At 63.5% G+C, this 12203-nt stretch carries 12 protein-coding genes; 9 read left to right on the top strand and 3 right to left on the bottom strand.

All coding sequences use genetic code 11. From position 1 onward, the window contains the following. Positions 1 to 5: 5 nt before the first annotated feature. From ABIB90_RS10570 to ABIB90_RS10535, 8 genes are all read left to right on the top strand, one after another. On the top strand, positions 6 to 1265 hold the full coding sequence (locus ABIB90_RS10570; RefSeq protein ID WP_354167730.1) for a CaiB/BaiF CoA transferase family protein: 1260 nt from the start codon (positions 6 to 8) through the stop codon (positions 1263 to 1265). 46 nt (positions 1266 to 1311) lie between these two features. Beyond that, positions 1312 to 2301, top strand: coding sequence for a Bug family tripartite tricarboxylate transporter substrate binding protein (locus ABIB90_RS10565; RefSeq protein ID WP_354167733.1), 990 nt, complete (start codon positions 1312 to 1314; stop codon positions 2299 to 2301). Positions 2302 to 2494: 193 nt separating this feature from the next. Beyond that, complete coding sequence (locus tag ABIB90_RS10560) at positions 2495 to 2977, top strand: tripartite tricarboxylate transporter TctB family protein (RefSeq protein ID WP_354167736.1); 483 nt, start codon at positions 2495 to 2497, stop codon at positions 2975 to 2977. Between the two features lie 11 nt (positions 2978 to 2988). Then, positions 2989 to 4551 carry a tripartite tricarboxylate transporter permease gene (locus tag ABIB90_RS10555; RefSeq protein WP_354167739.1) on the top strand — a complete coding sequence of 521 codons (1563 nt, stop codon included), beginning with the start codon at positions 2989 to 2991 and terminating at the stop codon, positions 4549 to 4551. After that, entirely contained in the window at positions 4548 to 5552 is a 1005-nt protein-coding gene (locus ABIB90_RS10550; RefSeq protein ID WP_354167742.1) for a 4-hydroxythreonine-4-phosphate dehydrogenase PdxA, read from the top strand. Before ABIB90_RS10555 ends, ABIB90_RS10550 begins: the two co-directional genes overlap by 4 nt. Positions 5553 to 5689: 137 nt before the next feature. Then, entirely contained in the window at positions 5690 to 5899 is a 210-nt protein-coding gene (locus tag ABIB90_RS10545) for a hypothetical protein (protein WP_007591507.1), read from the top strand. Between the two features lie 135 nt (positions 5900 to 6034). Then, positions 6035 to 7096, top strand: a complete 1062-nt coding sequence (locus ABIB90_RS10540) for a glycosyltransferase family 4 protein (protein WP_354167746.1) — start codon at positions 6035 to 6037, stop codon at positions 7094 to 7096. A 12-nt stretch (positions 7097 to 7108) separates the two neighbouring features. Beyond that, entirely contained in the window at positions 7109 to 8107 is a 999-nt protein-coding gene (locus ABIB90_RS10535) for a L,D-transpeptidase family protein (RefSeq protein WP_219680279.1), read from the top strand. A 41-nt stretch (positions 8108 to 8148) separates the two neighbouring features. On the opposite strand, the gene ABIB90_RS10530 is transcribed toward ABIB90_RS10535, so the two are convergent. The 3 genes from ABIB90_RS10530 to ABIB90_RS10520 form a co-directional block, all read right to left on the bottom strand. Next, entirely contained in the window at positions 8149 to 8565 is a 417-nt protein-coding gene (locus ABIB90_RS10530; protein ID WP_354167750.1) for a cupin domain-containing protein, read from the bottom strand. Between the two features lie 10 nt (positions 8566 to 8575). Then, the gene (locus ABIB90_RS10525; RefSeq protein ID WP_354167753.1) at positions 8576 to 9319 is read right to left on the bottom strand and encodes an SDR family oxidoreductase; all 744 of its coding nucleotides are present in this window, start codon (positions 9317 to 9319) and stop codon (positions 8576 to 8578) included. Between the two features lie 237 nt (positions 9320 to 9556). After that, positions 9557 to 10570, bottom strand: a complete 1014-nt coding sequence (locus ABIB90_RS10520; protein ID WP_354167756.1) for a formylglycine-generating enzyme family protein — start codon at positions 10568 to 10570, stop codon at positions 9557 to 9559. A 499-nt stretch (positions 10571 to 11069) separates the two neighbouring features. Here ABIB90_RS10520 and ABIB90_RS10515 point away from each other — a divergent pair, with 499 nt between their 5' ends. Beyond that, the gene (locus ABIB90_RS10515) at positions 11070 to 12056 is read left to right on the top strand and encodes a helix-turn-helix domain-containing protein (RefSeq protein ID WP_354167759.1); all 987 of its coding nucleotides are present in this window, start codon (positions 11070 to 11072) and stop codon (positions 12054 to 12056) included. Positions 12057 to 12203: the final 147 nt, after the last annotated feature.

Here is a 12203-nt window from a genome sequence, read left to right as displayed (position 1 = left end):
CCCCGATGCAAAGCGATCGCTCGCAATCAACCTCCGGCCGTTCGGGGCCGCTTGCCGGCCTCAAGGTCATCGATCTCACCCATGTCATGGCGGGGCCGACCTGCACTTTGATGCTGGCCGACATGGGCGCCGACGTGATCAAGATCGAGAAATCGCCGAACGGTGACGACACCCGCCATTCGGTGCCGCCGAAGATTGGCGACGAGGCGGCCTCCTTCCTGATGATGAACCGCAACAAGCGTGGCATCGTGCTGGATCTGAAGACCGATGGCGGCAAGCAGGTGTTGCGGCGGCTGATCGCGGGCGCCGACGTGCTGGTCGAGAATTTTGCGCCGGGCGCCATGGAGCGCCTCGGCTTCGGCTACGACGACCTGCACAAGCAGCATCCAACGCTGATCTATTGCTCGCTGTCGGGCTTCGGCCGCACCGGACCCTACAAGCACCGCCGCGGCTTCGATCTGGTCGCCCAGGCGATGAGCGGCATCATGAGCTTTACCGGCGAACGTCCCGATGGTCCGCCCGTGAAATGCGGCCCGCCGCTGTCCGACATCACCGCCGGCCTGCTGGCGAGCATGGGCATCCTCGCGGCCTACACGCACCGTCTCAAGACCGGCGAAGGGCAGTGGGTCGAAACCTCGCTCTATGAGGCCGCGCTGGTGCAGACCTACTGGCAATCGACCATCGCGCTCGCAGCGGGCACCGCACCGCGTGCGATGGGTTCGGCCCATCCGCTCAACGCGCCGTACCAGGCCTTCGAGGCCGCGGATGGCTGGCTCGTGGTCGGCGGCGCCAACAAGAAGCACTGGCTGTTGATGCTGGAAGCGCTCGGCGCGAGCGAGCTCGCGGCCGATCCGCGTTTCATCAATGGCGCCGACCGCATGGCCAATCTGAAGGAGCTCGAAGCTGTCCTGAGCGAGCGCTTCCGCACCCGCACGCGCGCGCACTGGCTGGCGGCGCTGGACGAGAAGGGCGTGCCCTGCGGACCCGTCCACGACATGCTGGAGGCACTCAGCGATCCGCAGACGCTGGCGCGCGAGATGGTCGTCGAGGTCGAGCATTCCACGCTCGGTCCCGTGAAGACGATCGGCTTGCCGGTCAAGTTTTCGCAGACCCCAGGCAAAGTGCGCACGGGCGCGCCGGTCTACGGTGAGCATACAAGCGAGGTGCTGGTCGAGCACGGGTTCGACCAGAAGCAGATCGAAGCGCTCGAAAAAGAAGGCGCAATCGTCCTGGCATCAGGAAGACGCGAGGAACGCGTCGCCTGATCGGATGTCGAAAACAACAAGAGACAAAAATCAGCTGGAGGACATCATGGGTCGGACGTCAACACTTCTGCTCTCCGCCGCAATTGTGCTCGCCGGCACGATGCCGGCGCTCAGCGCCTGGCAGCCGCAAAAGCCGATCGAGTTCGTGGCGACCGCCGGGCCCGGCGGCGGCACCGACAATCTCGCGCGCGCGGTGCAGAACATCATCACCAAGCACAAGCTGGTGGAGCAGCCGATCGTTGTCGTCAACAAGGGGGGCGGCAGCGGCGCGGAAGGCTATGTCTACGGCAAGGCGTCCGCCGGCGATCCCTACAAGGTGATCTTCGGCACGTCGAATGCCTGGCAGCAGCCGCTCGTCTCCAAGGTCGCCTTCAACTACACCGATCTCACAGCGATCGCGGCGATGGCGCAGGACGAGTTCCTGCTCTGGGTCAAGCAGGACGCGCCCTACAAGACGGCGGGCGACTATCTGAAGGCGGCCGCCTCGGGCGAATTCAAGATGGGTGGCGCGCAGTCGAAGGATACCGACGAGGTGCTGACCCGCATGATCGAGAAAGCCGGCCACATCAAGCTGACCTACATCCCCTTCAAGAGCGGCGCAGAGACTGCCGTGCAGCTCGCCGGCGGACACCTCGACTCCCACGTCAACAATCCCAGCGAAAGTCTCGGGCAATGGCGCGGTGGAACGCAACGACCGCTTTGCGTTTTCAGCCCGAAGCGGCTGCCGCAGGGCGCCAAGGTCACCGCGACCGAAGGCTGGGGCGACGTTCCGACCTGCGTCGAGCAGGGTCTCGACATCAAGCAATATGAGCAGCCGCGGACGGTGTGGCTCCCCGGCAAGGTCACCCCGGACCAGGCCGCGTTCTATGTCGACCTCATGAAGAAGGTGCAGGCGACGCCGGACTGGAAGGACTACATCGAGAAAACCTCCCAGGTCGACACGTTCCTGACCGGCGCCGAACTCGACAAGTTCATCAAGGAGGACCTCGAGCACGTCAAGCAGGTCGCGGGCGAGCAGGGCTGGTTGGTCAAGTGAGGCGGCCGATGGCGTTCGATCGCGCAGCCGAGTTCAACCACCGTCCTCATCCTGAGGAGCCCGCCGCAGGCGGGCGTCTCGAAGGATGGCCGGGGATGGGATGTCGTCCGGAGCCGTCCTTCGAGACGCGCGCCAAAGCGCGCTCCTCAGGACGAGGACTGAGCAAACATCTGGCGCTTCGCTGGAGCGGCCCATGATCTCGCGCCGCGCCCTCGAACTTGCGACCGCCGTTCTCACCGGCAGCTTTGGTGTGGCCGTCGTCGTTTCCAGTCTCGGCAACGGCATCGGCTGGTCAAGCGCGGGCGTGGACGCCGGGACGTTTCCGTTCCTGACCGGGATCATCATCGTGCTCGGAAGTCTCTACAATCTGGTGCGCGGTTTGATGCCGGTTGCGTCACTGGCGAACGTCCCAATTGCCATCACATCGATCGAGCTACGCCGGCTTGCCGGCCTGTTCGTGCCGGCCGCGATTTTCGTGGCTGCGATCCCGTTGGCCGGGATGTACGTCGCCTCGGCGCTGTACATCTTCGCGGTGCTGGCGATCCCCAGACAACAATCCGTGCCGCGCGCGCTTGGCATGGCGGCGGCGACAGCGCTTGCGCTCTACGTCGTGTTCGAGCGCATGTTCCAGGTGAGCTTGCCGCATGGCGCGCTCGCCGCGGCATTCGGCTTCTGACGGAGAGGCCGATGGACAATCTCGGGGAACTCCTTCACGGCTTTGGCATCGCGATCACGCTGCCGCATCTGGCGCTGATGGTGATCGGCGTGCTGCTCGGCATTCTCGTCGGCGTGCTGCCTGGGCTGGGTGCTCCGAACGGGGTGTCGCTGCTGCTGCCGCTGACCTTCGGCATGCAGCCGGTCTCTGCCATCATCCTGCTCTCCAGCATGTATTGGGGCGCGTTATTCGGGGGGTCCGTGACCTCGATCCTGTTCAACATCCCGGGCGAGCCGTCGTCTGTCGCCACCACCTTCGACGGCTACCCGATGGCGCGCGACGGACGGCCGACGACGGCGCTCGCCACCGCCTTTGGCTCGGCGGCGTTCGGCGCGCTGATCGGCGTCATCCTCATCACCTTCCTCGCATCATGGGTGGCACAGGTCGCACTCGCCTTCGGGCCCGCGGAATATTTTGCAGTCTATTTCCTGGCCTTCGCCAGCTTCGTCGGCATGGGCGGGGCGGCCCCGATCAAGACCGTCGTCGCGCTGGCGATCGGCTTTGCGATCGCCGCCATCGGCATCGACACGGTCTCCGGCAGCGTGCGCCTCACCATGGGTGTCGACGAGCTCGTCAAAGGCGTGAACTTCGTCGTCGCGGTGATGGGCCTGTTCGGCATCGGCGAGCTGCTCGTCGCCGTCGAAGAAGAGTTTCATGCCCGCGCAGTCTCGTCGAAGATAGAGTGGCGCGAGGTGTTTCGTGCCGTCGTCCGCCTGCCGCGCCATAGCGTTGCGCTGCTGCGGAGCGCGGCCATCGGATGCTGGATGGGGATCACGCCGGGCGGTCCGACTGCGGCGTCGTTCATGAGCTACGGCATCGCCCGACGCTTCTCGCGCCGCGGCCGATATTTCGGCACGGGGGAGGTCGAAGGCATCATCTCGCCGGAGACGGCCGATCATGCCGCCGGCACCAGCGCGCTTTTGCCCATGCTCTCGCTCGGCATTCCCGGCTCGGCCACCGCGGCCGTCATGATGGGCGGGCTCATGATCTGGGGCCTCAATCCCGGGCCGATGCTGTTCGTCGACCAAAAGGACTTTGTCTGGGGCCTGATTGCGTCGATGTATGTCGGCAACATCGTCGCCGTTGTGCTGGTGCTGCTGACCGTGCCGGTCTTTGCGGCGCTGATGCGGATTCCCTTCGTGATCATCGCGCCGCTGATCGTGATCATCTGCGTTGTCGGCGCCTATTCGGTGTCGAACTCCTATCTCGATGTCGTCATGATGCTCGGCTTCGGAATCGTCGGCTATCTCTTCAAGAAGCTGTTCTATCCGCTGGCGCCACTCGTGCTCGCGATCGTCATCGGCGACAAGGCTGAGGACGCGTTCCGGCAGTCGATGCTGATGTCCAAGGGATCGCTCGGGATATTCTTCGCCAACAAGCTGGTGACATGCCTGATCGTGGCGGGCATCGTGCTGTTGCTGCTTCCGCTCGTGCTGCAGCTTGCGCGCTTGCTGCGCAAGCCTGCGCCGTCGATCCACGAGACGACAGTCCAGAACACAGCTCGAGAGACCGCTCGAGAGAAGGTGATCATATGACCGCAAAGCCGCTCATTGCGCTAGCAATGGGAGATCCCGCTGGCATCAGCCCGGAATTGACAGCAAAGCTCGTGGTGCAGGACGACATCCGCGCCCGCTGCCGGATCGTCGTGATCGGCGACCGCCGCATCTTCGACGATGGCGCGCGCGTTGCCGGCGTCAAGCCGGAGCTGACCATGGTGGAGCAGGGGGCCGATCTGCGCGAGGCGGTGGGCGAGACGCTGTTCGTCGATCTCGGCCACCTCGATCCCGGCGAGGTCCAGCAGGGGATCGCGAGCCTCGCCGGCGGCAAGTTCGCGCTTGCCAACTACAAGCACGCGCTCGAACTCGGCCGCGACGGCCGGGTCGATGCCGCCTGCTTTACGCCGTTCAACAAGCAGGCGATGCGGCTGGCCCGCGCCGAGTATGACGATGAGATCGCGTTCTCCGCCGAAGTGGTCGGACTCAAAACTCCCGCAAGCGAGTTCAATGTGCTGGACCGGCTCTGGAACGCCCGCGTGACGTCCCACATCCCGCTCAAGGACGTCGCCGCGCGACTGTCCGGCGAACGTATCCATCGCGCGCTCAAGCTGACTGATGCCTGCATGCGCAATGCCGGCTTCGCCCGGCCGCGCATCGCGGTCGCCGGTCTCAATCCGCATGCCGGCGACGGCGGTAATTTCGGCCGCGAGGAGATCGATGTCATCGCACCCGTGGTCGCGGCCGGCCAGCGCGAGGGCATTGCCGCCGAAGGGCCGTTCCCGGCCGACACCGTGTTCCTGCGCGCCAAAAGCGGCGCCTTCGATGCAGTGCTGACGATGTATCACGACCAGGGCCAGATCGCGATGAAGCTGATGGGCTTTGATCGCGGCGTGACGTTGCTCGGCGGCTTTCCATTTCCGATCTGCACGCCGGCGCACGGCACTGCCTACGACATCGCCGGCCAAGGCATTGCATCAGTCGGTGCCAGTCGTGCCGCGGTGTTGCTCGCCGCGGAGATGGCCGTGCGTCGCGTCGCCTGATTTCTCCGACGGGGAGGTGGGCGCCTGCTTGTGTCTGCGGTGGCCGCGCAGTTTCGGACTTTCCGGGAAGAAGTGGAAACTTCCGTCCTCGTAACGAGTTGCCGTCGCATGAACGTCTCCAATCTCGGAGTTGGAACATGGTCGACGACGACCCGCTACGAACGGCGGTGGATATTGCTTGGTCCGTTTACCGCGCCCGGCATCGCCACGTCGATGCCGCGGATAGTCGTCGCTGCCTGCTTGAGCGTCATCTGCAAGGGAGATGGAAAGCGCGCGGGAGCGATGCCGAAGAACTCACGCAATTCGGGATTGCCTTCCTCGATCGGCTTCCTGACGACGAATGTTGAGGCTCATGGAAGGGCTCGTCTGCCGGGTCGCGGCCGCAAGTGCCAGGCCGAATTGGACGCTGCTCGCGATTTCGAACCTTCTGTCCGCCGCGATCATTCTGGTCGTGCGTGCGGCGGTTTAACGGGTAGCCTCTCATGCGCATCGCTCAGATTGCTCCCCTCGCCGAAAGCGTCCCTCCGAAACTTTACGGCGGCACCGAGCGGGTAGTGGCCTGGCTGGTGGATGGGCTGGTCGAGCTCGGCCACGAGGTCACGCTGTTTGCGAGCGGCGATTCCAGGACGAATGGTGCGCTTCATCCGGTTTGGCCACGCGCGCTGCGTCTCGGGCGGAAGGGGGCGGACCCGACGGCCGCGAGCGCCATGCTGATGGAGGCGATTGCAAGGCGTGCGAAGGAGTTCGACGTGATCCACGCGCATGTCGACTGGCTGTCGTTGCCGTTGCTCAGCCGTCTCGGCGTGCCGTTCCTCACGACCATGCACGGTCGCCTCGACTTGCCTGGGCTACCCGACGTAGCCAGGCAATTCCCTGAAGCATGCTTTGTGTCGATTTCCGATCATCAGCGCCTGCCGCTTCCCGATGCGAAATGGATCGGAACCATCCAGCACGGGCTGCCGTCCAACCTGTTTCGTCCGTCCTACGAACAGGGGTCCTATTTGGCGTTTCTCGGGCGTCTCACCGCAGACAAAGGTCCGGAAGACGCCATTCGCATCGCACGTGCGGTCCAGATGCCCCTCCGCATCGCCGCGAAGGTCCCCCGCGCCGAGACAGCCTACTTCAGGAAGCACATCGAGCCCAACATCGACGGTAAGAACATCCAGCTTGTTGGTGAAGTCGATGACGCGAAGAAACAGCCCTTCCTTGCCGAAGCCGCTGCGCTGTTGTTTCCGATCGACTGGCCGGAGCCGTTTGGGCTGGTCATGATCGAAGCCATGGCATGCGGAACCCCGGTGATCGCCTATCGCTCCGGCTCTGTCCCCGAAGTCGTCGAGCACGGATTGACAGGCTTCATCGTCGAGAACGAGGAGCAGGCCGTCAGGGCAGTCGGCGAATTGGGCAAGCTGGATCGAAGGAAGGTGCGCGCCCGCTTCGAGGAGCGCTTTTCCGCGAGCCGAATGGCGAGGCAGTACGAAGACCAGTACCGCAAACTGGCTGCCGCCGCGGCTCGGGAGTTGATCACTGAACCGTCGGAAACGTGAAAGGACCCGGCGATGTCGCTCGGAAAAGCGGGGCAGATTTGCATCTTTCTGGTCTTCGCTCTGGCTGCGCCGCCGGCGTTCGCCGCGGAGATCGACGCCGCTGCCATCAAGGTCGCTGAGCCGTCGAAGAAAACCCTGTCGAACGATAAGCCGACCGCGGCGGGTGTCCGGTTGCAGGTCCTGCTGGACCGCGCGCACTTCTCGCCCGGCGAGATCGACGGCAGGTTCGGCGAGAACGCCAAAAAGGCGTTGCGGGCCTATGCCGAAGCGCGGCAGCTGCCGGTTTCGGACACCGTGACGGACGATGTCTGGACCGCGTTACGGGCGGACGACCGGCCGGTGACGATGACCTATGCCATCACCGAGCAGGACGTGGCGGGTCCTTTCCTGAAAAAGCTGCCGTCGAAGATGGAGGACATGATGGAGCTTACAAAGCTAGGCTTCACCAGTGCGCGCGAGGCCCTGGCCGAGAAATTTCACATGAGCGAGCAGCTTCTGGCCGCGCTCAACTCCGGGCGCCATTTCGATCGCGCCGGCGACACCATCGTCGTGGTGGACACATCAGGCGCAGGCGAGGGCATCTCCACCAAGGCCGACAGGATCGAGGTCGACAAGGTCAGGCAGACTGTAAAACTGTTCGACAAATCGAATGCGCTGATCGGATTTTATCCCGCGACGGTCGGCAGCGAAGAGAAGCCGTCGCCTTCAGGCACGCTCAAGGTCACGGAAGTCAGCCGAAATCCGTACTATCGCTACAATCCCGCTTATCGTTTCAAGGGCGTCCATTCCCGCAAGCCCTTCACCATCAAGCCCGGCCCGAACAATCCGGTCGGCACGGTCTGGATCAACCTGTCTGCCGAGGGCTACGGCATTCACGGCACGCCTTCGCCGGAGAAGATTTCCAAGGCGGAATCTCACGGCTGCGTGCGTCTGACCAATTGGGATGCCGAGCGCGTCGCCGGCCGTGTCTCGAAAGGCACGCCGGTGGCATTCGTGGGCAGCCCCGGATGAACGAACGCCTCGAGGTGGCAACGCCGCTCGCCGATTGTGCGCTATTTCGGGATCGGCATCGTCAGCTCCTTGTCGGCCGTATCCACCACGAAGACAGCCAGCAATTTTGCGGGTTCGGTGTCGCTGGCATTGGCGCTGACGGCATGACGGTCGCCGGGCTTTTCAGAGAAGTTCTCGCCCTTGTGAAAGACCTTGGCGGGGCCGTCATTGACCTGATTGCGGATCGCGCCTTCCAGGACAGTGGCGTAGATGAAAGCCGAGGGCGCGTGGATGTGGGCCGGTGAGGACCCTCCGGGACCATACTCGACCAGCACGCCTTTCATGCTCTTGCCCGGAACATTGGGCAGCGCCTGGTCGAACACGACCGTCACCTTGGCCGTGGGTGGCGCCGTCTCGGCGGCATGGGTCGTCAGGAATGATGCGGCATAAACAGCGGTTGCGATCAGCAATCTGCGCATGGGAATCTCCTCAAAGTCTCGCGAGCCATGTTGCGAGCGACGTTTTGCCGAGCCGCGCCTCGCCGAGAGGGTTCAGCGATGTGTCGTCGATGGGAGCGCCGTAGTACGGCGCCTTTGGGTCTCCCACCACGGGTCGAGCGTCGCCGGACGCCTTCAGGCGCCGTGCGATGAATTCGTTGAAGGGCGCCTTCTCAGGTCCTGCGATATCGATCGTGCCGTTGAGCGGCTGGCCCATCGCGACCTCCGCAAGGCGATCGGCGACGTCCTCGGCTGCGATCGGCTGAAACAATGCCGATGGAACGACGATCCGGCCCTCGGCCGCACCCATGTCACCGATGGCGCTGAGGAATTCGAAGAACTGGGTGGCGCGGACGATCGAGTAGGGGACCGGAGATGCCTTGACGATGGTCTCCTGCGCCAGCTTGGCACGAAAATAGGCGATGTCGGGCGAGCGCTCGGTCCCGACGATCGAGAGCGCCACATGATGCTTCACGGCCGCAGCCGCCTCGGTCGCAGCGAGGTTTTTGCTCGAACGCTCGAAGAATTCGAGCACGGCGGCAGGCTCCCAGGACGGCGCGTTGGCAACGTCAACCACGACATCCGCACCCGCCAGCACGGCTGCGAGGCCTTCCCCGGTCACGGCGTTCACGCCTGACTTCGGCGAAGCCGCAACAGCGTCGTGGCCTTGTTGCTTGAGCTTCGTTACGAGCTTGGATCCGATCAATCCGGTCCCGCCGATCACGACGATCTTCATGGCCTATCTCCTCGGCACGTTGCGAGCGCGAGCCTTTCAGGATCGACGGCGCCCGCGTCGCGAAAGCGATGAGGCGACTCTTACCGGGGAAATGGGGCAGGCTCTTGCCTGTAACCGGCCTGCCTTGTCCAAAAATGCTGAAGACGTCTGTCCAATCGCCGATAGATAAAGTTGCGTATCGAAATAGTCCGACGCACGGAGCGCACCGCTGACGCCGGCATCCGCCAGCGGCGCTCGCTAGATTGCAGCACGTCCGTCTCGTTGGCGTTCGGTTACAGACGGCATTCGCACCACGCAGCGGAACCCGACATGGCCGGTCGAGGTATCGACCGGCTCGGCGTGCCGCGCAGCCGGGCGATATCGGCGGCAATAGTTCGGCGCGCAAAGATGCGAGCCGCCCTTGAGGACCTTGCGCGGAATCTGGATGTCGGGGAGGCGAGGGTCGTAGCTTGTGTGCTCACCGCCGCCGCGGGGATTTTTGGGGATGCAGCAGGGCTTTGCAGCGTCGGCGGCGTGCTTCGACGACCACCAGTCGGAGGTCCACTCCCAGACGTTGCCGATCATGTCGTAGAGACCGTAGCCGTTCGGCGGGAAGGCCATGACCGGCGAGGTACGCTCGTACCCATCCTCGCCGAGATTCTGGACGGGGAAGTTGCCCTGCCAGATATTGGCCATGTGCTTGCCGCCCGGCACCAGCGCATCGCCCCAGGCGTATTCCTCCGCCTCGAGGCCGCCACGCGCGGCGAACTCCCACTCCGCCTCCGTCGGCAAGTCCTTGCCGGCCCAGTGGGCATACGCTGCCGCATCGCTAAAGGAGACGTGAACGACGGGATGGTCGTCGAGGTCCTTGATGTTGCTGCCGGGACCATAGGGATGACGCCAGTTGGCGCCGCGCAAGAATGTCCACCACTGGCTCCAATCGGTCAGATCGGTGATGCGCGGCAGCGGTGAGAACACCAGCGATCCCGCGTACAGCATCTCTGCCAGCGCGCCTGGATAATCGTTCGGATCGGGAACGATCTGCGCCTCGGTGACATGGCCGGTTGCGTTGACGAACTGCTTGAACTGTCGGTTGGTCACCGGCGTGCGGTCCATCCAGAAGCCGTCGACAGCGACGCGATGGCTCGGCGCTTCCTCCGGATAATGATGGTCGGACCCCATGCGAAAGGTTCCGCCGGGAATGAAGACCATCTCGCCGGTCTTCAAATCATCCGGCAACCACTCGCAGTGATCCAGATCCGCTCGCAACATGGTGGAAGCTCCGATACCCGCATTCCACCCGATGCTACTGCGCTACCTCTGGCAGACTTCGACGATGGCTCCTTGCCCGGCCCATTGGACGCATTGTCTGGTCCCCCACTTTTTTGGCGCTCCGGGCAGAGGAGGACGCTGCATTGCGTCCACATCTCTTTCCTTTGCACGCACGTCTTCGAACACGCGGCAAATCCATGCCGCGTGCGCTCTGCCACCCGCAGAACGCTTCCGCTTAATATCGCTAAGGTTGCAAATGATACTCGAAGATTGGACGGCTGTGATGTGCAATTTGTGCCAGTCTGCCCGGGCAGTGAGACCTAGTGCCCCATGGCTCAGATCCTTCAGTGCAGAGGCATTTGAGAGCAAATCTTGCGACAAATTCGGCGATGACTTGCCTGAAAACGCGAAGTCAGCTTGTCGTACCCACCTCGCGTTGTAGTGGTACTTTGCTATCGCGTGCCGCAGAATTGTCGCGCTTCAGTAACACGGTACAGCCATGGGGCAATTCCTTCTGGTTGATTCGCGCAAGCTGGATGGTTTCGAAGGTCTTCAGCAGGCCGTCCACGGCTCGCATGTCGATGTGATGCAACTCGGCCGCGGTCGGTTGCGCGGAACTTTATCCCATGTCGGAATCGGCGACTTCTCGCTCAGCATTGGTGCTTTCAACGTCGGCATGCGCACGCAGCGGGTTTCCAGCGACGACAGACTGATCATCGGGATGCTGCTCGCGGCCGAAGAGCGCGTCGCCCACTGGTCGTTCGACATGCAGCTCAACGATGTGCTCGTCATTCCGCCGCGGCTCGAACATGACGGTGTTTTTCACGGCGGCTCCGCCTACGCCGCCATGCGGTTCGACCTCAACGAGGTCGCGACGCTGTTCGGCGGAGAAGCACGGCTGAGCGACCCCGACACTTGGCGCAGCCGCGGTCATTTCCGCGCGCACATCGAGACCGGCGCGATCGCCTCGCGCCGCCTGGTCCGGATCATGTCGCACCTACGCGACAACAAATATGGGCTGACGCCATCAACGGCCGATTTCTGGAAACGATCGATCGCCGAATGCATGGCTGCCAACGTCGCGTCGTCGCTGCCACCCGATGGCAACGGCTGGCTGCCTTCCGCGCGACGGCTGATTCGCAAGGTCGAGGAGTTTCTCGACGACGCGGGCACCCGTCCGGTGCACGTGTCGGAAATTTGCGCGGCGCTCGGCGTATCGCGGCGCACCCTCCACCGCGCCTTTCAGGAGGTATTCGGTCTCGGCCCGGTCACCTTCCTCAGGCACAAGCGTCTCTGCGCTGTTCATTCGATCCTGCACCAGAGCGCACCTGGCTCGACCACCGTGACAGCCGTCGCCATGCAACAGGGCTTTTACGAGCTCGGCCGGTTTTCGCAATATTACCTGGCAATGTTCGGGGAGCGTCCGTCGCAAACGCTTGGAATTGCGACGATGCAGGCCGTCGAAGACGATATCACCGGAGCCTAGCGCTCTGAGTCTGGACCGCGAACGACGCCATGATGGCATGCGTGCCGGTGTTTTGCCGGCGTGAAACGGCGAAAAAAACCGTCATGAAAACAACCAGATGGCTACTGTGCATGGGGTTGTTTTCACGGTTTTGAGTTGGATAGGCAG

Origin of the sequence: Bradyrhizobium sp. JR4.1, from assembly GCF_040548605.1 — a bacterium.
GTDB classification, from domain to species: Bacteria; Pseudomonadota; Alphaproteobacteria; order Rhizobiales; family Xanthobacteraceae; genus Bradyrhizobium; species Bradyrhizobium canariense.
This window is presented reverse-complemented; position numbering and strand designations above follow the sequence as displayed.